The following is a 19399-nucleotide window of genomic DNA, read 5'->3' as shown; positions in this document are numbered from 1 at the left end:
ATGCGCGCGAGCGTCGAAGGAGAGAGGCGCTCGCGCCTCGCCTCCTGGTCTTTTGCGATCGACGAGCCCGGCGAATGGACGGAGCCTTCCGCCATTCCCACGGCGACGCGCTGGCGCGCCGCCCGCGTTCCCGGAACGCTCGCGCAGGCGCTGATCGAGGATGGCGCGCGCATCGACGATCTGCCGCCGCTCGACGCGCTCGACGTCTGGTACAAGACGTCCTTCACCAATGCGGCGCCGGCAGAATTGCGACTGCATGGACTAGCGAGCCTCGCCGATGTCTATCTCGACGGACGGCTCGCGCTGCGCTCGGACAATATGTTCCATGCGCACGCCATAGAGATCGAAGCGCCGGGCGCGCATGATCTTCATATTCGCTTTCGTTCCGTCGAGCGCGAGATTGCGACAAAGAGCGGTCGCGCGCGCTGGCGGCCGCGCATGATCACGCCGGCGGGCCTGCGCCATATCCGCACCACCGCGCTCGGCCGCCTGCCCGGCTTCGCGCCGCCGACGCCGCCGGTCGGGCCCTGGCGCGCGGTCGAATTGATCGAACATGGCGCGCTGCGTCTGCTGGATGTCGACATGCGTCCCGCCGTGCGCGAGCGTCGCGCGAGCCTGCGCGTCACGCTCGCGCTCGCGGGCGGCGCGGATGCGGAGGCGCGGCTCCTCTGCGGCGATGCGGAAGCGCGCTTCGAGCCCGTGTCGGACAATCGCATCATCGCCGAGCTCGCTTTGCCCGACGCGACGCTGTGGACGCCGCATACGCATGGCGAGCCGCATCTCTATGCGGTCGCTGCGCAGATCGGCGATCGCCGCATCGATCTCGGCCGCACCGGCTTTCGCGACATTCGCGTCGACCGCGGCGATGATGGCGCGGGTTTCGCGCTACGGGTGAACGATATTCCGCTATTTTGCCGCGGCGCCTGCTGGACGACGGCCGACGCCGTGTCGCTCGCCGGAGGGCGCGAGGATTGCGCGCCGCTGCTGCGCGCCATGCGCGACGCCGGCATGAATATGGTTCGCGTTCCGGGCGTCACGCTCTATGAGAGCGATGATTTCTACGCGCTCTGCGACGAGCTCGGGCTCATGGTCTGGCAGGATTTCGCCTTCGCCAATTTCGACTATCCGATTCAGGATGCGGCCTTCCGCGCCAGCGTCGAGCGAGAGGCCGCGGAGTTTCTGAAGCGCACGCAGATTTCTCCGTCTCTCGTCGTTCTCTGCGGCGGCAGCGAAGTTTATCAGCAGGCCTCCATGCTCGGCCTCGCGGAGGCCAAATGGCGCTCGCCGCTCTTCGACGAGACGCTGCAGGGCCTCGTTCGCGCGCAGCGCGCCGATGCGATCTATGTCGAGAATTCGCCGTCCGGCGGCCCGCTGCCGTTCCATGTCGACGAAGGCGTATCGCATTACTATGGCGTCGGCGCCTATCGACGCGGATTGGACGACGCGCGGCGCGCCAATGTGCGCTTCGCCTCGGAATGTCTCGGCTTCGCCAATATGGCGGAAGACGACTCGTTGCGACGCGACTTCGGCGACGCGCCGCTGGCCTCGCCGCTGTTCGCGGCCCGCATCGCGCGCGACACGGGCGCGACACAGACGTTCGGCGACGTCACCGAGCATTACATGCGCCTGCTCTATGGCTGCGATCCGGCGACGCTGCGCGAGAGCGATCCGCAGCTCTATCTCGACAGCGCGCGCGCGGCGGTCGCCGAGACGATGGAGGCCGCGATCGGCGAATGGCGGCGCGGCGGCTCGACGACTCACGGCGCCATCGTCTGGTTCTTCAAGGATCTGTGGCCCGGCGCCGGCTGGGGCGTCATGGACGCGCATGGCGAGCCGAAATCCGCCTATCATGCGTTGAAGCGGGCCTTTCGTCCGCTCGCGCTGATCTTGACCGACGAAAGCGTCAACGGCCTCTTCGTCCATTTGCGCAATGACGGCCCGCAGCGCGTCGAGGGCGAAATCACGCTCACCTGCTTCCGCGACGGCCATGTGCCGGTGATGCGCGCGAGCCGCAACGTCGCGGTCGAGCCGCATAGCGTCGCGACATTGCGCGACGCGGAATTCTGGGGCGGCTTTTTCGACACGGCGCTCGCCTATAATTTCGGGCCGCCGTCGCATGACTTGACCGTGGCGCGCTTCGTCGGCGCGGCAGGCGGCGCGGAGATCGAGGCCTTCCATTTTCCGCTCGGACGCAGCGCTGCGAAATCGCAGCTCGGGCTGAAAGCTAAGATCGAAGAAGACGAAGACGGATTCATCCTCGCCTTGACGACGGAGATCGCCGCGCAATCGGTGGCGATCGACGACGAATCCTTTGTCCCGCAGGAAAACTGGCTGCATCTTTCACCCGGCGCGACGCGGCGCATCCGCCTCGTCGCGCGATCGGCGGATGCGCGGCCGAAGGGGGTGGCGAGAGCGCTGAATGGAGAAGCGGTCCGCTACGGCTGAGCAAATGCGCGCCGAATCGGCGCGGCCGTCACCCGGCATGCTCCGGAAAGACGAGCCGCACCAATGTGCCGATCGGCAGACGCTCGAAGGAGGCTTCGCCTTTCAGCTGACGCGCGAGGCCGCGTATCAGCTGCAGCCCGTCGCCCTTCACCACTTTGGCCAGATCGAAACCGCAGCCATTGTCGGCGATCGTCAGCTCGAGCCTGTCGCCGATGCGGCGCAGCAGCACCTGCACCTCGCCATGCGCCGCGCCCGGAAACGCGTGCTTCATCGCATTGGTGACGGCTTCGACATAGACGAGGCCGACGCATTGCGCGCGGCGATAATCGAGAAAAATATCCTCGTCGGCGATCGCCTCGCCGACAATGCGCTCGTCGAAAGCTTTGCGGCGCGCTTCGGAGAGCGCCCAGAGATAGGAGGACATGCAGATTTCGGCCTCGTCGTCATCGTCCAGCGCATTGTGGAGCTCCACCGCGCTGCGCAAGCGCATGGCGCAATTGCTGCAGCCTTCGGGCCTCTCGAGACGTCGCGATTGCGCGGAGATCAATGTCGTCAGCGCCTGCAGATCATTGCGCACGCGATGGCGAAGCTCGCGATAGCGATCCGTCTCGGCGCGCAGCTCGGCCTGGACTCTGGCGAGTTCGGCCTCGAGCTCGGCGATCCTGTTCTTGCCCTCGACAGTCGAGGATACGCCCGCGACTTCACTCATCCGGTCCGATCCCGCCGAGCAACGTGTCGGAAACGACGTCCGTCGCGCGGACCTGTTTTCTTTTATGTGAAGCGGACGTCGCGAATTTTCAAGCTACACTCGCGTCGATTGCGCGCTCGCGGCCGCCGCACGCGCGAGCTTGCTGCGCGCGTGGCCGTAGGAAAAATAAAAGATCAGCCCCAGAACCATCCAAATCGCGAAGCGCTCCCAGGCCGCGGCCGGCAATTTGGAGAGAAGCCAGAGCGAGAAGCCGACGCCGACGAGCGGAATGAAAGGCACGAGCGGCGTGCGAAAGCTGCGCGGCGCATCCGGCCGCGTGCGCCGCATGACGATCACGGAAATGCAGATGACCACAAAGGCCGACAGCGTTCCGATATTGACGAGCTCGGCGACCTCGCGGATCGGATAGAGCCCTGCGACGATGGCCGTCAGCGCGCCGATGACGAGCGTCGGTCGATGCGGCGTGTGAAAGCGCGGATGCGCATGCGAGAACCATGGCGGCAGCAGCCCGTCTCGACTCATGGCGAAGCAGATGCGCGCGCAGCCGAGCAGAAACGCCAGCATGACGCTGATGATGCCGGCGACCGCCGCGACGGAGATGATGAACGTCGCCCAGGGCAGGCCGACGGCGGTGAAGGCCGCGGCGACCGGCGCGGGATTGTTCAGCGTGTCGTAGCGCACCATTCCGGTGAGCACGAGCGACACCGCCACATAGAGCGTGAGCGCGACGCCGAGCGAGAGCAGCACCGCGCGTGGCAGCTGGCGCTGCGGGTCTTTCGCCTCCTCGGCCGCGGTGGTCAGCGTGTCGTAGCCGAAGACGGCGAAGAACACGACGGCCGCACCCTCGACGACGCCGCCGAAGCCATAAGGCATGAAGGGCGTCCAATTCTCGACGCGCACATGCGGCAGCCCCGCAGCCACGATGAGCAGAACCGCGGCCGTCTTCACCACCACCATGACGGTGTTGAAACGCGCGCCCCATTCGATGCGCAGCACCAGCACGCCGGAAACAAAAAGCGCGCCGAATATCGCCGCGAGATCGACGACCCGGCCCTCCCCCGTCCCCGCCGCGCCCGCGGCCCACACCGGCAGCGAAACGCCGAGCTGGCCGAGCAGCGCCTGCAGATATCCAGACCAGCCGATCGAGACGACCGCGACGACGAGCGCATATTCGAGCAGCAGATCCCAGCCGATGATCCAGGCCGCGAGCTCGCCGAGCACCGCATAGGCGTAAGTGTAGGCGCTGCCTGCGGCCGGGATCATGCCGGCGAATTCCGCATAGCAGAGCGCCGCGGCCGCGCTGGCGACGCCGGCGATGAGGAATGACAGTGAGACCGCCGGCCCCGCCTGCGTCGCCGCAACCACGCCGGTCAAAACGAAAATGCCGACGCCGATCAGGCCGCCGAGGCCGATGCTGGTCAATTGCCAGAGGCCCAGCACGCGGCGCAGCCCGCTCTGGCCGCCAGCCTCCGCCGCGAGCGTCTCCAGCGATTTGACGCGCGCGAGACCGCGCAGGAAAGAGCCTCTCTCGGTCATGCCGCCCCTTCGGTCGAATCCTCCCCGAAGCTTAGCATATTCGGTCGCCGGCTCAGTGCTTATCGGCGCGAAACTGAACCGGAACCTCGAAGGTGAGGCCCTCGTCGGCCACGGCCGGCGGCGGCGGCGGAACCGGATCGGCGCGCTTCATCATGGCGAGCGCGGCATCGTCGAAAGTCCGATCGCCGGCGGAGCGCTTGACGCTCGCGCTCACCACATGACCGAGCCGGTCGAGCGTGAAGGCGACGGCGACCTCGCCGGCCCGCCGTCCCGCCCCGCCCGGATAGCGCTTGGAGCGATTGAGATGCGCCATCAGCGCCTTCAGCCAGGTGAGCTTGGCCGCGCGGGCGGCCTTGTCGGCGCCTTGGACCGGAGCGATGGCGCGCGGCGCCTCGGCGAGCGCGTCGGTCTGCGGCGGCGCGGCAGCCTCGGAGGCCGCCGATTCTGCGGAGATCACCGGCGTCGCCTCGCGCTTCGTCGGCTCCTCCACCGGCTTCTCGTGCTTTTCGGCTGTCGCGTAATCGGCGTCGTCGGCCTCGACGCGGGCGATCTTGGGATCGTCATTGTCCTTGGTCTGCGAGGCGGCGACAGCCGGCGCGGCGGCGGCCGCCTCATCTGCCTGCGGGCCGGGCGGAGCGTCGGGCGAATCCTCGACATGGGGCGCGGCGGGCGCGAGGCCGATCTCGATCGCCGGCGCGCCGCTGGAGTCGTCGTCCGGCTCGATCTCGAAGACCACGAAAATCGCGGCGAGGAGGAGAAGATGCGCAGCCAGCGCCGCCAACGCCGCGCCGCGCCAGACGCGATTGCTCGCGCCCGAATTGCCGAGATCGGCGGCGACGCTCATTTCGCAGCCCCGCCCGTCGCAGCGCCGCCCGTCGCAGCGCCGCCGGCGTCGAGCGCGACCAGCGAGACCTTGGTGTAGCCGCCGGCGCGCAGGCGCTCGAGAATGGCCATCATCTCGCCATAGGGAACCGCCGTGTCGGCGCGCAGGAAAACGCGCTTGTCCTTGTCGCCGCCGGCGAGCGCGTCGAGCGAGGCGATCAGATCATTGCGCTTGACCGGCGTCTCGCCCAGCGCCAGCGCGAGATCGGCTTGAATGCTCAGATAGATCGGCTTATCGGGCTTCGTATGCGTCGCGGCGCTCGCGGCCGGCAGATCGACGGGAAGATCGACAGTGGCGAGCGGCGCCGCCACCATGAAGATGATCAAGAGCACGAGCATCACGTCGATGAAGGGCGTGACATTGATCTCGTGCGTCTCTTCGAGCGCGCCGCGCGGCGATCCTCCGATATTGCCGGCCATGACGCTCTACTCCGCGGCGCGCAGGACAGCGGGCGCCTGCTGGACGCCGCGATCGAGATCGCGCGAGACGATGCGCAGCAGCTCGCCGGAGAGATTGGAGACGAGCTCGAGATAGGCGCCCGTCTGACGCGCGAGATGATTGTAGATCAGCACGGCGGGAATGGCGGCGACGAGGCCGATGGCGGTCGCGAGCAGCGCCTCGGCGATGCCCGGCGCGACCACGGCGAGATTGGTCGTCTGCGCTTTCGAAATGCCGATGAAAGCATTCATAATGCCCCACACCGTGCCAAACAGGCCGATGAAGGGGCCGGTGGAGCCGACAGAGGCGAGCAGGCCCGTGCCGCGACGAATGGAGAGGCTCTCGGCGCGCTCGATCTCCGCGAAGCTCGAGGCCACGCGGTCTTTCAATCCGCCGGCCGAAGAGAGATCGGAGGAGAGACGAAACTCGCGCAGCGCCTCGGCGATCAAAGCGCTCGCGAGAGGATCGGCGGAGCCGAGCGCGAGACGCGCTTCCGCGAGGCCGCGCGCATCCTGCAAACGCTCGATCGAGTCGCGAACGCGCGTGCGCGCGCGCTTCAATTCGATCGTCTTGGCGATGAGCACCGTCCATGTGCCGATGGAGGCGGCGACGAGGCCCAGCATGACGATCTTCACGACGATGTCGGCGTTGAGGAACATGCTCGACACGGAAAGATCATGCGGACGATTGACGATGTCCGCGCGCCCTTCCGCAAAGGAGAGAGCCGTCGAGTAGAGGAGAGACGAGGCCGCGATCTCGAACGTCAGGAGTGATCGTTTCATGCTTCCGCCCATATGCGAATGAGATTGTGATAGACGCCCGTCAGCTTGACGCAGGCGGGATCGCCGGCTCCGAGCCTCTCCGTGAGATCTTGAATCGTCTGGTCCAAATCAAATAGCAACGAACGTACCACGTTGTCGCGAATCATGCTTTGAAGCCAAAAGAACGAAGCGACGCGCTCGCCGCGCGTCACCTCTCGCACGAGATGCAGGCTCGTCGAAGGATAGAGCACCAGATGACCGGCGGGCAGCTTCACTTCCTGCGCGCCGAAATGGTCCTCGATCACCAATTCGCCGCCGTCATATTCGGCGGGATCGGCGAGAAACAGTGTGACGGAGAGATCGGTGCGAATGCGCACCAATGTGCGTGGCACGCCGCGAATGGCGTTGTCGACATGCAGGCCGAAGTCATGCCCCGCGCCATAGCGGTTGAACAGCGGCGGAAAAATCTTCAGCGGCAGAGCCGCGGAGACGAAAGTCGGACAGGCTGCGAGCGCATCGAGCACGATATCGCCCAATTCGCGGGCTGCGGCGCCGTCTTGCGGCAATTGCAGATTATTCTTCACGAGGCTCGATTGCGAACCTGCCGTCGTGCGGCCGTCTTCCCACACGGTCTGCGACATCGCATCGCGAAAATAGGCGACCTGCCGCGCATCGAGCACATCGGGTATGCAGATCAGCATGGCGCGACCCTCATACCTCGCTCCAATGGCGAATGAGATTGTGATAGACGCCGCCGAGCTTCATCACATTCTCGTCATCGCCGCCGAGGCGCGGCGCGAGCTCCTGGATCGCCGTGTCGAGATCATAGATCACGTCGCGCACGCTCTCCTGGCGGACCATGCTCTGCGCCCAGAAGAAGGAGGCGACACGCGCGCCGCGCGTGACCGGCGCGACCATGTGCAGATCGCTCGCCGGATAGACAGCGAGCGCGCCCGCCGGAAGCTTGACCTGACGAGAGTCGTAAGCGTCGTCGACGACCAGCTCGCCGCCGTCATAGTCCTCCGGCTCGGAGAGAAAGACAGTGACCGCGAGGTCGGCGCGAATGCGCATGCCGGTCAGCGGATCGCCGCGCACCGCATTGTCGACATGGACGCCGAAATGATGGCCGACGCGATAGCGATTGAACATAGGCGGATAGATACGCAGCGGGATCGCCGCCGAAATGAAGCCCGGATGCGAGACGACCGCCTGCAGCAGGCGCTCGCCGAGGCGCCGCGACAATTCGCCATTGGGCGGGAGCTGCTCATTGCTCTTCACCGAGGGCGGCTGCGCTCCAGCGGTGGAGGCGCCGTCCTCCCATTCCGCGGCGTCCATGACGCTGCGGAACTGGGCGACGGTCTCCTTGGTCAGGACGTCCGGGACGCAGATCAGCATTTCCGCACATTCCATGTTTCGAAGCGCCGAGGGAAGGCGCCGGCTCCTTGTTTGAAACTTTTCCAAGGGAGCCGGCGCCTGCGACGATGCGTCTCAGAATTTGGCGCGCGCCTCGAACAGCACGGTGCGGCCGGGCGCCACCTGCACGAAGGGCGTCGCGCTCTGATAGAAAGCGTCGTAATAGGTGCGGTCGAACATATTCACGACAGAGACCTTGAACGTGATGTTCTCGGTGATTTTCGCCTCGGCGAAGGCGTCGAAACGCCACGCGGACGGCAGCACATTGGGAACATTCACATAGGGATTGGCCGCAGTCGGCGTGGGCAATCCGAAAGCGTTCACCACCGTCGAGCCATTGGCGACGAGATTGTTGCCGCCATAGACCTTCGACTTGTAGACCGCCTGGCCGCCGATCTCGAGCCGATCCGGGGCGAAGCCGAACAGATCGCCGATCTCGTATTTCGAGAGCAGGCTGAACGATTCATGCGCGATATTGGCGAGCTGCAGGCCGACATTGGTCGGCACATAGGATGATTTGACACGCGAATCCATCACCACCAAGCCGCCGGTGACGCTCCATTTCTCGTTGATCTTGCCGGCGACCTCGAGATCGACGCCATTGACCTCATAGGCGGCGCCGGCCGTGGTCACGCCGGAATTGACCTCGCGGGCGTTAGAGACATTGGTCTGGAAGTAGGACGCCGTCGCCAGGAGATGACGATCGAACAACTCCCATTTGGCGCCGACCTCCCAAGCCTTGTTCATCTGCGGCGTGAAAATCTGCGAAGCCGCATTGATGCCGCCATAATTGGCCGCCGCGCCGTCGAGCTCCGCGCCGATCGGATTGGAGGACGTCGCATAGGCCGCAAAAATGCTGACATTGGGCAGCGGCTTCACGACAGCGCCGAAGTTGTAGTTCACCATCCCCGAATGGTTCTGCGCCCATGTCGTCGCCGAGCGCGAGGTGATGTTGTAATCATCGTAGCGCACGCCGCCGTTCAGAATGACGAGATCCTGATAATTGGCGGTCTCGATGAGATAACCGGCCTTGGAGTCGACGCCGATATAGGTGGGATTGTGCGCGCGACGCGGCTGCGACGAGAACGCGAGCTCGTTCGGCGGATAGAAGATGCTGACGCCGCTGAGCGATCCGTTCCCCGAGAAGGTCACGCCCGAATTCTCCGACGTCAACCCGGTGTAGGAGTCGCGGGTCACGAACTCGCGCGAGAATTCTGTTCCCACGACGATCGCGTGCTTCACCGGGCCGGTGTCGAATTTCACCGAGGCCTCGGTCTGATTGGAGAGCGTGTTGGTGACTTGATAACGGCTCTGCGGATTCAAGTTGACCGTGAGATTGGTTAGATTCGGCGATTCCGCCAAAGTCCCTATATAGTCGAGCGTCGAGCGCTCCTGCCGCAGCTTGCTGCTCAGCGTGACGTATTCGTTGACGCGATATTCGCCGGTGAAGGTGCCGAAGTCTTGCTGCGACCTCTGGAAGTCGCGATTGACCAGCCCGTAATAGAGATTGCGGCTGGTGACGCCCTCGGTCAGCGGCCGCCGAGCGGCGCGATTGTACGGAACGCCGAAATCCGGCAATCCGTCGAGACGCACATGCGTGTAGGAGGCGGTCAGCTTCAGATCGGACGTCGGCTTGAACACCACCGAGCCCGACACGCCATTGCGATCGTCGACGACATAGTTGCGGCCCGCCACATTCGAGTCCTGCCACACGCCATTGACGCGCACGTCGAGAATCGGGCTGATCGATTTGTTGACGTCGACCGTCAGGCGCTTGGAATTGTCCGACGGACCGCCGCCGAACTTGAGGTCGTAGAAATCCTTTTCGCCCGCTTGCTTGGTGACGATATTGACCGCGCCGCCGGCGGTGCCTCGGCCCGAGAAGCTGGAGCCGGGACCGCGCAATATCTCCACCTGCTCCGTGTAGAAATTCTCGCGAATGCTCACGCCCGGATCGCGCACGCCGTCGACGAATATATCGTTGCGGGCGTCGAAGCCGCGGATGAAGAAACGGTCGCCGAAAGCGTTGCCGCCCTCGCCCGTGCCGAGCGTCACGCCCGCCGTGCTGCGGCCGATCTCGCGCAGAGTGGTCGCATTCTTGTCCGCGAGCACTTCCTTGGTGAGCACGGTGATCGTGCGCGGCGTGTTCAGCACCGGCTCGGTGAATTTGTTCGACGATAGGCGATCGACCTTATAGGGCGCCTTGGGATCGGCATAGGGATTGGCGTCGGCCGGAGCCGCCCCGCCCCCTGCCCCGGCCTGCGCGGCCTGGCCGCCCTGCGCGCCCGCCTGTGGCGCGGCCGGCTGCTGCGCCGGAACATGCGTCGTCCGCCGCGGCTTGGCGGCGTGATGCGCGGCCGGAGCCGCATGGACGACCGGCTTCGGCTTTTCTTTCGGCGCGTCGACGCGCACCGCCGGCAGCGGCTGGGTGGCTTCCTGCGCGGCCGCGACGCCGACGCTCGCGACCAGCAACGCCGCGGCTCCCAAGACTTTCGCGGACGGGCCGTCGATGCGCGGAGCCGGCGCGGATGCGCCGCGTCTCAGGCTGCGCAGCGAAAACGGCGCTTTGATGGTGTTCATTCTGTCCTGCCCCCGTGAAATCCAATCCGGCGAAGCCGGTAAGGTATTCCACTATGAGTATTTTCCGCTAGGGGCAGGGTCAATCGAGGGATGCGTAGACTGGAAATCTTGCAAGAACTCAATTCTTGAAGCGCTCGCGACAAAAGCTTCTGTCGCCTTTCGAACATTGTTCGAAAGGCGCTGATTGGAATATTTCCATTTTAGAATTGGATGGAACTATCTCGCTCGTCTCACCGCGCCGGCCGGCGCGCGCGTCGAACGTAAGTTGCTCGAGGGACGACGCTTCGAGCGCATGCCCGCTTCGCGCCGCCCCCGATCGTCACAATCGCTTTTGCCGACTCATTTGCCTTCGATCGTCTTGCGCGCCTCGTCGCGCAGCAGCCTGCGGGAGTCGTCGCGGATATAGGACATGTGCCCGCCGGGCACGGTCACGAGCCGCAGCCGCGACGCCTCGCCGAAGGCCGGCAGCTGGTCGAGCAGCAGCTTGCTGGCGAAATAGGGCGTCACCAGATCGGCGAGCCCATGGGCGACGAGCACCTTGAGGCGCGAATCGAGCGCGAGCTCGTCGCGCAGCGTCGAGACCGCCTCGGCGTTGGCGCGGCCGCCGCGTCCAAAGTCCCACTCCCGCGCGACCTTGTGATTGAGAATCTCATAGCGCGCGTCGCCGATCGGCCATTGCAGCTTCTCGATCGTCACGCGCGTCATGGCTGCGCCGAGCGGCGCGGCGAGCGCGTCGAGCACGGGATCGGCCCATTCGCTCTCCCGCGAGAAGGGTCGCGGATCGAAGCCCGTCACCTCGCCGTCATAGGCGCTGGAGACCAGACGCGAGGCGCGCAGGCGATCACGCAGGAAGGTCTTGAGCGAGACGCGGCCGCCCTCCTCCTCCACGATGCGCGCATCGAGCCCGGTGAAGCGCGCGACATTCGAATCGAGCCGCTCCAGCGCCTCCTTGTCGCGCGGGCCCTTGAGCAGATCGACGAGGAATTCGCCCGAGGCGTAGGCCTCGACATCGGCGAGCTCGGAACGCTGCTTGGCGTCGCGCGCGACGGCCGCATAGGACGGCAGGCGGCCGGCCAGAGACAAAAGATTGCGCGGGCTGTCGAGCCAGGCGAAATCGAGCGCCGGCGAGATCAGCACGAGGCCCTCGACGCCGACGCTCTCGCGCTCGCGCAGCGCATGGGCGAGCTCGACCGCACGAAAGCCGCCATAGCTCTCGCCGACGAGAAATTTGGGCGAGGCGAGGCGCCGATGCGTCGCCAGCCATTTGCGCACGACCACGGCAAGCGCCTCGGCGTCGCCCTGCGTCGAGAAGAAGTGCTTTCGCATCTCCTCATTGTCGGTGAGGAACTTGCTGTAGCCCGTGCCCGGCGGATCGATGAAGACGAGATCGACGAAAGGCAGCCAGCTCTCGGCATTGTCGACGACGACGGGCGGCGCCGAAGGCGAGAGCGGACCGGAGCCGAGCGACAGCCGCCAGGGCGAGACGCCGCCGAGGGCGAGCCAGGCGGAGGCAGCGCCCGGGCCGCCGTTGAACACGAAAGCGATCGGCCGCGCCAACGCGTCGACATCGGAACGCTCATACGAGACGAAAGCGACGTCGACCCGCGGCGCGCCGCTCTGCGCATCGCGCAGCCGCACTGCGCCGGCGCGCGAGAGAAAGGACAGCTTCTCGCCGCGAATCGTCATCGAATGCGTGGTCGTGACCTCCGTCGGAAGGCCTTGCGATTGATCGGCGACCTCCTCGCTCTCTTTTTTCGGCGCGGCGGGCGGCGCGGCGAGGCTCGACGACGCAGAGAAAATCAGAGCGAGCGCGAGCGCAATCCAGGCTTTCGAAATCATATCCAGACCTCTCGTTTCACGATTGCACGACAAATAGCGCCGCGCTCGAGCGTGGCGAAGGGCGATGGAACCATCTGCGGCGGCAAGAATTGTCATCCGATCCCATGCGGCGCTCGAAATAGATGCGCCACAGCAGAGGAGAAAAAAGATGGAATGGAACCAGATCGAAGGCAATTGGAAGCAGGCCAAAGGCAGGATCAAAGAGAAGTGGGGCGACCTGACCGATGACGACCTGACCAGAATCCAGGGCAAGCGCGACCAATTCGAAGGCGAGCTGCAGAAACGCTACGGCAAGAGCAAGGAAGCCGTCAGCAAAGACGTCGATGACTGGCTGAAAACGCTCCACTGAGCCAGCGACGCCTCTCCGCTCCCAGGGGAGAGACAAAGCGGCGGCCGGTTCTCCGGCCGCCGCGACTTTCGACGTCAGCGCGGCAGAACCGCCCAATAATCGAGGTCGAGCAGCACGGCGGGATGCGGCTTGCCCTCCGCCGTCGTGAGCGGGAAATCGGCCGGCGGGTGATCCTTGGCGGCGACGAGCCGCAGGCGCAGCGCACCGATGTCCGAGCGGCCGGGAATCTCGGCCTTGTCCAGCACCTCCGACCAGGCGAAGACGGTGCCGCCCGCAAATAGCGGATTGACATGGCGTCCGCCATTCACCGCCGAAATATGGAAAGCATTCTCGAGGCCGTTGAAGGAGAGCGCGCGCGCGAGCGAGATCACATGCCCGCCATAGATGATACGCTTTCCGAACCGCCCCTGCGCTTCGTAATATTGGTTGAAATGGACCTTGGAATTGTTCTGGTAGAGGCGCGTGGCGATCTGATGCTCGGCCTCTTCCACCGTCATCCCGTCTATATGGTCGATCTTCTCGCCGACGTCGTAATCGCTCCAGAAATAGGGCGAGCCGGCCAGGTCCTTGTCATAGGCGGCGACGTCGATCGGCGGCACGGCCTTGCCGAGATCGGCCGGCGCGACGGATTTGGGCAGCGTCGGCACGACCTCCGGCCCGACCGGGGCGTCCTTGTCGCGCTTCTTCACCATCACCCAGCGGGCGTAGTCGAGCACGGTCTCGCCACGCTGATTCTTGCCGGTGGAGCGGACATAGACGACGCCGGTCTCCTTATTGGAGTTCTCCTTGAGGCCGATGACCTCCGAGGTCGCCGTCAGCGTGTCGCCCGGATAGACCGGCGCCAGAAATTTGAAATCGGCGTAGCCGAGATTGGCGATGGCGTTCAGCGACACATCCGGCACGGTCTTGCCGAGCACGAAATGGAAGACCAGAATGTCGTCGATCGGCGCCTCGCGATAGCCGATGGCCTGCGCGAAGGCCGCCGACGACTGCACGGCGAAGCGCGGCAGATAGAGCGCTGTGTAGAGCGCGACGTCGCCCACGGTCACCGTGCGCGGGGCGGCGTGCCGGATCACCTGGCCCAAAGAGAAATCCTCGAAGAAATTTCCGACCTTCGACTTGCTCATCTTCGACTTGCTCATGCCTCAACCATTTTTTGTCGCGCCGGTCTTCTCCAGCGCTGCGAGGAGCCGTGCGGGATCGCCCGCGATGAACAGCTTTTTCAGCCGCGCCGTGTGACCGGAGGCGATCGACACGGCTTTGCGCGGCGCGCCGAGCGTCTCGGCGAGGAGCTCGACCAGCGCGTCATTGGCGCGGCCATCCTCCGGCGCCGCCCGAACCCGCGCCTTGAGCACGGCTCTGCCGTCGGCCAGACGCTCGACGCCGTCGACGGAGTCGCGGCCGCCCTTGGGCGTCAGCCTGACCCAGAGGGCGACTCCATCACCCTCCGCGCTCCAGGCTGCGGCCGTCGCATCGGCCGAGGCATTGGCCATGTCAGCCCATGCCGCCGAGCTGGCCGGCAAGCAGATTGCGCAGGAATTGCAGCGCGAGCAGCAGGATGATGGGCGAGATATCCATGCCGCCGAGGCTCGGCAGCACGCTGCGGATCGGCCGCAGGACCGGCTCGGTCAGCGCATTGAGCGCGTTCCACAGCGAATAGACCACCCGCGACCTGGTGTTCACCACGTCGAAAGCGATGAGCCAGGACATCACGGCCATGGCGATGACGACCCACCAATAGAGGTCGATGATCGTGAAGAGCAGATTGACCACGGCATATTGCATGTTGCGCGTTCCACCGGTCGAATTCGAAGACGTCTCTATCCTTCCTGTCCAGCCGCCGCAATCCCCGCCATCGCCCCGCCGTCCCCCACCTCCCCCCGTTGCGCGGAGAAAGCGACGGCGCAGCCGTGGCGCGGCCCGGGCGTCGGCTCGATCGCGGTCGCTCGGAACGATTTCGACGCGGAGCGGATTGACAGCCGAATAGGCGCCGAGTATCCAGCGCCTCGGAACGGGGCTGTAGCTCAGATGGGAGAGCGCTGCAATCGCACTGCAGAGGTCCGGGGTTCGATTCCCCGCAGCTCCACCAAGGAAATCAATACGTTATAAGCCGAATATGCGAGCCTGCTGGCGACAAAGCTACCAGATAGCTACCGAACGCCATCCCATCCGGCCACAAATTCGGCCCCTCGCCTCGACCATTCTGAGAGCTGAACGAATCACTTCCTTCGCCCTTTTGAGCGACGAAGCGGATTATCCGAGTTCCGATGGAATTTTCCGCCGCGTAGCGACAGACGCAAAAACGCCCCGCGCGTTCATCCGGCGTCGGGGCGTTTCGCTGTTGCGTCCGGCTCAGGGAAACCTTCGGCTTGCTCATAGATTAGGCGGGCCGGGGATGTGGCGCAAGAGCTGGCGCCCGGAAGCGGCCTCTTGCCGGGATTTCCCGTCACGAGCTTCAGGTGCGTCGGCTTTGGTTTTTCCCCCTCGGGGCCATCGAAAAATACCCATTCGCTAATTCGCGGTTTTGCGCGCGAATCACCTGTGCCGGTTCGGGCTCCCTTTCGCGCCGTGGAATTTTACCCCCATGCCCCCCCTGCGCGCTCCATTCGACCGGACATGCACGCGAGCCAAAGGGCGAGCTTGCGGGTCGGGATGGCGACCATTTCGCGGGGCTTGCCGTCTTCGGCAACTGTTTCGATATCGCAACGGTTGAACTTTTCCTTTTGCTGTTCGAGCTTTACGCTCTGCCTCGCCCAGCTCATCCCGAGATTTTCGCAGATGCGCCGCATCGCAACCAAGCGGATATCCGCATGGTTGAATTTGCCTCACGCAGCCTCGGCGATCGCGTCCGCCGGCATGGGGCTCGGGAAGCGCCATCCTCCCTTTCCATCGATCGGCGGGCGTTTTCCCTTCGTCGCGAGCCAATGCTGCGTCCAGGCGCTCCACGCGGTCGAGCCGGCTTCAATCCATACGCCAGCGGCGGCAACCGCGGCGCTCGGCTGCGGCGGCCCTGCGTCGCGATAGCGGCCCTCGGCGAGCCATCGCCCTGCAGAGACGATGAATTTCCGCTCTCGGCCCGCCGTCGCCGCAGCATAGGCCCGCGCCCCGCGCATGATCTCGGTTGCACTGGCTCCACCGGCGAGCGCCTTGCGCCAGGCCGCGCGGGCCGGCGCTTCGGGGTTGTCGCCCTCCCGCTTGGGAAAGGCCCGCCAGAAAGCGGAGAAGTCCGGAGCGTCCTGTGACGGCTCGTCACCGTCACCGGAAGAGATAGATTCTAAGATTTGATCTTCTATATATTCCGGCGTCACCGCGCCGGCGTCACGCTCGGCCGTCACCACTTCGTCACCGCCGGCTCGCCGCTCGCGCCAGCGCCGGGTCCGTTCCGCGGCAGAGAGAGGGCGCCGGGTCTCCTCCTCGCTCTCCTCGTCCTCTTCGGCGGCGCTGTCATCACCATCGACGATGCGGAGCTCGCCGTCGACCTCCTCGAGCAGCCCGGCCGACCGCAGCGCCGCGAGCCGACGCTCGACCACGGCGGCCCGAGAGCCGAGCAGGAACGCCAGCTGCTCCACCGGCGGCAGCGCCCCACCGTTGCAGGCGGCGAGACAGCGGACGAAATACCAGTGCTTGAAGAGGCCGGCCGGGAGCTTGCGCAGCCTCATGTCGAGGAAGTCGGCGCCGGCGGCTTTGAACCATCGAGAGAAGTTCATCGGCCGATCCTCCCCAGCGCTCGATGCCAGCGGGCCAGCTTCGCCCGGCCGAGAGCGAGCGCCAGCTCCCGCAGGGTCGGCGGGCAATCGGCCGGCGGCGGGACATAATCGGCGCGTCGGGCGAGCCATAGGAGCGCGCGAGCGGCGAGGAGACGGGGAAGGCGCAAGGGCGAGGTCATGAGCTTGCCTCGGCTGCGTCTTCGTCGCGCACAATCACAGCCGCGCCAGCGCACAGAATGCGCGCCTCGGCGTTCTGCAAGATTGCGAGCGTGCTTTTGAAAAAATCAATGGTGTCGACGAAGCCCTCCATCATCTGCCGGCCATCGTCGTCGTTCATGCTCTCGACGATCTTCATCACCTCGGGCTTCGTCTTAAAAAGCGTCAGCCATGCCAAGCGGATGGTGATGAGATAGGGATTCGCAAGGCTCGCCCATTCGGCGTTAGAGGGCGGCGTCCATTCATCGGCTCTATGCTCCCACGGCCGGAAGTCGAGCGCGGCCACATTGGCCGAAGTCGCGGCGCTGGTGGTGGTGGTGGTCATATGATTTTCCTTTGAATGCAGATTGATCGAATGCGCGGTCCTTGTGGGAGCCCCTACGGCGGGCGCGCGCGTCCCGCATGGACGAAGAGCGGGAGGTCGCACTCGTCGCGATCCTCTTCCGGCTCGTCGTCGGGGTCCGGCTCGAGGTCCGTGTCCCCGCCCAGCTCGTCGGCAATATCGATCAGCGCTGCGGCGAGATCGTCGAGGCCGGGAAGATCGAAGCCCTCGGGAAGGTCGCCGAGGGCCGAGAGAGCGCGGGCGACTCGGCGCGAGAGGTCCGGTTCGGGCTCGACGAAGACGCGCGGGGCGGCCCGGCGGCGGGGAAGCTCGATCAGCGTCACGGGCGCCCCTCGGCGCGGATGGCGACGACGACGCCTTTCGGCTCAGCGAGCCGCCGCCAGAACTCGGGGTTCATCTCGACCATTCGACGCAACAGCGCCTCGGCGCCGGCCTCGACCTTCTCTAGGAGGCGGGAGGCGAGTTCTTCGGCCGTGATGCGAGGGCGCGGCGCAGGGGTGGGAAATTCGATGATGGCCATGGTCAGCCTCTCCGAATGGCGGCGACGGCGCGAGCGGTCTCGACGATGAAGAGAGGCAGCGCCACGAGGGCAAAGGGAGCGAGAAAATAGAGGGTCGCGGCAATTTTCCAGGACATGGGCAAGCCTCGGGCGTTCGCCGGAAAGGGTGGATTCCGGCGGCGGGTTGCTCGGGTGAGCGGGTCGTGATATTTAGAATATCAGTCAGAGGCGGGGCGAATGTCAATCGAAAAGATATTGCGAATATCAATTCGCCAACTGAAGGCGGCGCGGGAGCTTGTGGGCTGGAAGCAAACCGATCTTTCGGAAGCGAGCGGCCTATCGATCGTGACGATCCGTCGCCTCGAATCTCAGGACGGGGAGCTTGGCGGGCGCGCCGACACTGCGGCTAAGATCGTCGCTGCGCTCGAATCGGCCGGCGTGATCTTCGTCGACGAGAATGGCGAGGGGCCGGGCGTGAGGCTGAGGAAGGGGCGGTAGGCTTTTGCTCGATTCTGCGTAAAAGTGCGCGAAATCTCAGCACGAGGTTGGAAGGCGCTCGATCGAATGGCTCTGCAGTTCCCACCCAAAATTGGAATGATAGTTATTTGCGACTATACGACTGGATTTCGTGAACCAGAGATGGTGAAAGAAAGGCTTGCAGTCGTAATTTCCCCGCGGCTTCCATATCGAGACAGACTTTGCACTGTTGTCCCGCTAAGCACGACACCGGCACGCGCGGGCATTCACTACCAATGCCGAATTGAATTGCCTGTCGACGCTCCTCCCCCTTACGAGGGACGCATAAAATGGGCAAAAGCAGATATGCTTGCTACGGTCTCGTTTGATCGGCTCGGCCTGCCCTATACGGGCAGAGACAGAGCAACGGGCAAGCGCAAATATCTTCAAATCATTGTTTCAAATGATGAATTAGAGCGGATTCGCCGCGCTGTGCTCTTTGCGATCGGGCTCGATTCATTGACAAAAAGCATGTCTGAGCCTAGATAGACGACGATTGCGCTCGCGGGAACGTGGTGCGCCTCAAGTCCGCCTCCGGGTGGCGGGTCCACATTGACGATAACAAGTCCGCAGGACCGACAACCCCGCCTTCCGAGGCGGGGTTTTCTTTTCTCGCCAGCGCGTCCAGCTCCACGCCCTTGTCCAGCGATGTGCCGGCGATGGCCTTTAGATCGGAGCCGAGCTTTGCGCCGCGGGCGGCGGCCATGCGGACGGCGCGCTCGCTCTTGCCGGTCGCCTCGGCCGTAGCGGATGTAAATGCAACGGCAGAATTTTCCGTTGCATTCCATCGCGCATTTGCCCCAGCCGCGCCATGCTTCGTCTCAGGATGGATCGTCTCATAGATCGCCTTGCGCCGCGCAACAGCATCAGCCTCTTCCGCCGGTGTGAGTGGCGACCGGATCAGGTTCAATGCTTCACCGCCTCGTCGCTCTCGCGGATCGCGGCGACGATCGGAGCAATGACCTCGTCGAAGTGCCGAGAGCACAGGGCGAGGATGATATAGATCGGCGGCTTGCCCGCGACGAGATCGCGCGCGAAGGGTTTGGCGTCCGCGAGGATGGCGTCAGTCACCGCCGGCGAAACCCCGTCTTTCTGTGCCTGCTCGAGGAGAAGGCGCTTCAGGGTTTCCCAGTCTTTTTCGAATAGAGCCTCGTCCATGATGCGC

Annotated in this window: 23 protein-coding genes and 1 tRNA gene; 5 read left to right on the top strand and 19 right to left on the bottom strand. The window is 64.9% G+C overall.

Going from position 1 to position 19399, the window contains the following annotated elements:
- Entirely contained in the window at positions 1–2445 is a 2445-nt protein-coding gene (locus VIF40_RS13075; RefSeq protein WP_331937944.1) for a glycoside hydrolase family 2 protein, read from the top strand.
- Positions 2446–2473: 28 nt separating this feature from the next.
- On the opposite strand, the gene VIF40_RS13070 is transcribed toward VIF40_RS13075, so the two are convergent.
- The 9 genes from VIF40_RS13070 to VIF40_RS13030 form a co-directional block, all read right to left on the bottom strand.
- Complete coding sequence (locus VIF40_RS13070) at positions 2474–3154, bottom strand: sensor histidine kinase (RefSeq protein ID WP_331937943.1); 681 nt, start codon at positions 3152–3154, stop codon at positions 2474–2476.
- Between the two features lie 93 nt (positions 3155–3247).
- Positions 3248–4690 (bottom strand): amino acid permease, encoded by a 1443-nt coding sequence (locus tag VIF40_RS13065; RefSeq protein WP_331937942.1) that lies wholly within the window; start codon positions 4688–4690, stop codon positions 3248–3250.
- Positions 4691–4742: 52 nt separating this feature from the next.
- Positions 4743–5534: a TonB family protein gene (locus VIF40_RS13060; RefSeq protein ID WP_331937941.1), complete on the bottom strand. Its 792-nt coding sequence runs from the start codon at positions 5532–5534 to the stop codon at positions 4743–4745.
- Positions 5531–5992: a TonB system transport protein ExbD gene (gene exbD, locus VIF40_RS13055; protein ID WP_331937940.1), complete on the bottom strand. Its 462-nt coding sequence runs from the start codon at positions 5990–5992 to the stop codon at positions 5531–5533. Before exbD ends, VIF40_RS13060 begins: the two co-directional genes overlap by 4 nt.
- Positions 5993–5998: 6 nt before the next feature.
- Positions 5999–6793: a tonB-system energizer ExbB gene (gene exbB / locus VIF40_RS13050; protein ID WP_331937939.1), complete on the bottom strand. Its 795-nt coding sequence runs from the start codon at positions 6791–6793 to the stop codon at positions 5999–6001.
- Positions 6790–7473, bottom strand: coding sequence for a Fe2+-dependent dioxygenase (locus tag VIF40_RS13045; protein ID WP_331937938.1), 684 nt, complete (start codon positions 7471–7473; stop codon positions 6790–6792). The genes exbB and VIF40_RS13045 overlap by 4 nt, the downstream gene beginning before the upstream one ends.
- A gap of 10 nt (positions 7474–7483) precedes the next feature.
- On the bottom strand, positions 7484–8167 hold the full coding sequence (locus VIF40_RS13040; RefSeq protein WP_331937937.1) for a Fe2+-dependent dioxygenase: 684 nt from the start codon (positions 8165–8167) through the stop codon (positions 7484–7486).
- Positions 8168–8260: 93 nt separating this feature from the next.
- Positions 8261–10765: a TonB-dependent receptor gene (locus VIF40_RS13035; RefSeq protein ID WP_331937936.1), complete on the bottom strand. Its 2505-nt coding sequence runs from the start codon at positions 10763–10765 to the stop codon at positions 8261–8263.
- Between the two features lie 339 nt (positions 10766–11104).
- Positions 11105–12604, bottom strand: coding sequence for a S10 family peptidase (locus VIF40_RS13030; protein WP_331937935.1), 1500 nt, complete (start codon positions 12602–12604; stop codon positions 11105–11107).
- A gap of 148 nt (positions 12605–12752) precedes the next feature.
- Here VIF40_RS13030 and VIF40_RS13025 point away from each other — a divergent pair, with 148 nt between their 5' ends.
- Entirely contained in the window at positions 12753–12953 is a 201-nt protein-coding gene (locus tag VIF40_RS13025; protein WP_331937979.1) for a CsbD family protein, read from the top strand.
- A gap of 74 nt (positions 12954–13027) precedes the next feature.
- Here VIF40_RS13025 and VIF40_RS13020 read toward each other — a convergent pair whose 3' ends face one another.
- The 3 genes from VIF40_RS13020 to VIF40_RS13010 are packed head-to-tail and all read right to left on the bottom strand — an operon-like array spanning position 13028 to position 14738.
- On the bottom strand, positions 13028–14080 hold the full coding sequence (locus VIF40_RS13020) for a MaoC family dehydratase (protein ID WP_414684804.1): 1053 nt from the start codon (positions 14078–14080) through the stop codon (positions 13028–13030).
- An 18-nt stretch (positions 14081–14098) separates the two neighbouring features.
- The gene (locus tag VIF40_RS13015; protein ID WP_331937933.1) at positions 14099–14446 is read right to left on the bottom strand and encodes a DUF167 family protein; all 348 of its coding nucleotides are present in this window, start codon (positions 14444–14446) and stop codon (positions 14099–14101) included.
- Between the two features lies 1 nt (position 14447).
- A complete protein-coding gene (locus tag VIF40_RS13010) occupies positions 14448–14738 on the bottom strand; it encodes a YggT family protein (RefSeq protein WP_331937932.1) in 291 nt (96 codons plus the stop codon).
- Positions 14739–14966: 228 nt separating this feature from the next.
- Between VIF40_RS13010 and VIF40_RS13005 the strand changes: the two genes are divergently transcribed.
- Positions 14967–15042, top strand: a tRNA-Ala gene (locus tag VIF40_RS13005).
- Between the two features lie 487 nt (positions 15043–15529).
- Here the strand turns inward: VIF40_RS13005 and VIF40_RS13000 are convergent.
- The 5 genes from VIF40_RS13000 to VIF40_RS12980 form a co-directional block, all read right to left on the bottom strand.
- Positions 15530–15757: a phage antirepressor N-terminal domain-containing protein gene (locus VIF40_RS13000; RefSeq protein ID WP_331937978.1), complete on the bottom strand. Its 228-nt coding sequence runs from the start codon at positions 15755–15757 to the stop codon at positions 15530–15532.
- A gap of 21 nt (positions 15758–15778) precedes the next feature.
- Positions 15779–16660 carry a hypothetical protein gene (locus VIF40_RS12995; RefSeq protein WP_331937931.1) on the bottom strand — a complete coding sequence of 294 codons (882 nt, stop codon included), beginning with the start codon at positions 16658–16660 and terminating at the stop codon, positions 15779–15781.
- A 175-nt stretch (positions 16661–16835) separates the two neighbouring features.
- A complete protein-coding gene (locus VIF40_RS12990; protein WP_331937930.1) occupies positions 16836–17201 on the bottom strand; it encodes a hypothetical protein in 366 nt (121 codons plus the stop codon).
- Between the two features lie 53 nt (positions 17202–17254).
- Positions 17255–17542 (bottom strand): hypothetical protein, encoded by a 288-nt coding sequence (locus tag VIF40_RS12985; RefSeq protein ID WP_331937929.1) that lies wholly within the window; start codon positions 17540–17542, stop codon positions 17255–17257.
- On the bottom strand, positions 17539–17739 hold the full coding sequence (locus VIF40_RS12980) for a hypothetical protein (RefSeq protein WP_331937928.1): 201 nt from the start codon (positions 17737–17739) through the stop codon (positions 17539–17541). The genes VIF40_RS12985 and VIF40_RS12980 overlap by 4 nt, the downstream gene beginning before the upstream one ends.
- A gap of 216 nt (positions 17740–17955) precedes the next feature.
- Here VIF40_RS12980 and VIF40_RS12975 point away from each other — a divergent pair, with 216 nt between their 5' ends.
- Together VIF40_RS12975 and VIF40_RS12970 are read left to right on the top strand one after the other, a co-directional pair.
- The gene (locus VIF40_RS12975; protein WP_331937927.1) at positions 17956–18216 is read left to right on the top strand and encodes a helix-turn-helix transcriptional regulator; all 261 of its coding nucleotides are present in this window, start codon (positions 17956–17958) and stop codon (positions 18214–18216) included.
- Positions 18217–18282: 66 nt separating this feature from the next.
- Positions 18283–18723, top strand: a complete 441-nt coding sequence (locus tag VIF40_RS12970) for a type II toxin-antitoxin system PemK/MazF family toxin (RefSeq protein WP_331937926.1) — start codon at positions 18283–18285, stop codon at positions 18721–18723.
- On the opposite strand, the gene VIF40_RS12965 is transcribed toward VIF40_RS12970, so the two are convergent.
- Both VIF40_RS12965 and VIF40_RS12960 read right to left on the bottom strand, forming a co-directional pair.
- Positions 18716–19144 carry a hypothetical protein gene (locus VIF40_RS12965; protein WP_331937925.1) on the bottom strand — a complete coding sequence of 143 codons (429 nt, stop codon included), beginning with the start codon at positions 19142–19144 and terminating at the stop codon, positions 18716–18718. The genes VIF40_RS12970 and VIF40_RS12965 overlap by 8 nt on opposite strands.
- Positions 19141–19392 (bottom strand): hypothetical protein, encoded by a 252-nt coding sequence (locus tag VIF40_RS12960; RefSeq protein ID WP_331937924.1) that lies wholly within the window; start codon positions 19390–19392, stop codon positions 19141–19143. Before VIF40_RS12960 ends, VIF40_RS12965 begins: the two co-directional genes overlap by 4 nt.
- Positions 19393–19399: the final 7 nt, after the last annotated feature.

Origin of the sequence: Methylosinus sp. (genome assembly GCF_036560965.1) — a bacterium.
In the GTDB taxonomy this organism is placed as follows: Bacteria; Pseudomonadota; Alphaproteobacteria; order Rhizobiales; family Beijerinckiaceae; genus Methylosinus.
Note: the sequence above shows the minus strand (reverse complement) of the source record. Positions and strands in the feature narration are given on the sequence as shown.

Excerpts from the sequence above, each read along its gene's own strand:
- VIF40_RS12980 (WP_331937928.1), bottom strand. The coding sequence starts at position 17,739 with ATGGCCATCATCGAATTTCCCACCCCTGCGCCGCGCCCTCGCATCACG.
- VIF40_RS13045 (WP_331937938.1), bottom strand. The coding sequence starts at position 7,473 with ATGCTGATCTGCATACCCGATGTGCTCGATGCGCGGCAGGTCGCCTAT.
- exbD (WP_331937940.1), bottom strand. The coding sequence starts at position 5,992 with ATGGCCGGCAATATCGGAGGATCGCCGCGCGGCGCGCTCGAAGAGACG.
- VIF40_RS12990 (WP_331937930.1), bottom strand. The coding sequence starts at position 17,201 with ATGACCACCACCACCACCAGCGCCGCGACTTCGGCCAATGTGGCCGCG.
- VIF40_RS12970 (WP_331937926.1), top strand. The coding sequence starts at position 18,283 with ATGGCTCTGCAGTTCCCACCCAAAATTGGAATGATAGTTATTTGCGAC.
- VIF40_RS13035 (WP_331937936.1), bottom strand. The coding sequence starts at position 10,765 with ATGAACACCATCAAAGCGCCGTTTTCGCTGCGCAGCCTGAGACGCGGC.
- VIF40_RS13010 (WP_331937932.1), bottom strand. The coding sequence starts at position 14,738 with ATGCAATATGCCGTGGTCAATCTGCTCTTCACGATCATCGACCTCTAT.
- VIF40_RS13065 (WP_331937942.1), bottom strand. The coding sequence starts at position 4,690 with ATGACCGAGAGAGGCTCTTTCCTGCGCGGTCTCGCGCGCGTCAAATCG.
- exbB (WP_331937939.1), bottom strand. The coding sequence starts at position 6,793 with ATGAAACGATCACTCCTGACGTTCGAGATCGCGGCCTCGTCTCTCCTC.
- VIF40_RS13015 (WP_331937933.1), bottom strand. The coding sequence starts at position 14,446 with ATGGCCAATGCCTCGGCCGATGCGACGGCCGCAGCCTGGAGCGCGGAG.
- VIF40_RS12975 (WP_331937927.1), top strand. The coding sequence starts at position 17,956 with ATGTCAATCGAAAAGATATTGCGAATATCAATTCGCCAACTGAAGGCG.
- VIF40_RS13020 (WP_414684804.1), bottom strand. The coding sequence starts at position 14,080 with ATGAGCAAGTCGAAGGTCGGAAATTTCTTCGAGGATTTCTCTTTGGGC.
- VIF40_RS13025 (WP_331937979.1), top strand. The coding sequence starts at position 12,753 with ATGGAATGGAACCAGATCGAAGGCAATTGGAAGCAGGCCAAAGGCAGG.
- VIF40_RS13030 (WP_331937935.1), bottom strand. The coding sequence starts at position 12,604 with ATGATTTCGAAAGCCTGGATTGCGCTCGCGCTCGCTCTGATTTTCTCT.
- VIF40_RS12960 (WP_331937924.1), bottom strand. The coding sequence starts at position 19,392 with ATGGACGAGGCTCTATTCGAAAAAGACTGGGAAACCCTGAAGCGCCTT.
- VIF40_RS13070 (WP_331937943.1), bottom strand. The coding sequence starts at position 3,154 with ATGAGTGAAGTCGCGGGCGTATCCTCGACTGTCGAGGGCAAGAACAGG.
- VIF40_RS13040 (WP_331937937.1), bottom strand. The coding sequence starts at position 8,167 with ATGCTGATCTGCGTCCCGGACGTCCTGACCAAGGAGACCGTCGCCCAG.
- VIF40_RS13060 (WP_331937941.1), bottom strand. The coding sequence starts at position 5,534 with ATGAGCGTCGCCGCCGATCTCGGCAATTCGGGCGCGAGCAATCGCGTC.
- VIF40_RS12995 (WP_331937931.1), bottom strand. The coding sequence starts at position 16,660 with ATGAACTTCTCTCGATGGTTCAAAGCCGCCGGCGCCGACTTCCTCGAC.
- VIF40_RS13075 (WP_331937944.1), top strand. The coding sequence starts at position 1 with ATGCGCGCGAGCGTCGAAGGAGAGAGGCGCTCGCGCCTCGCCTCCTGG.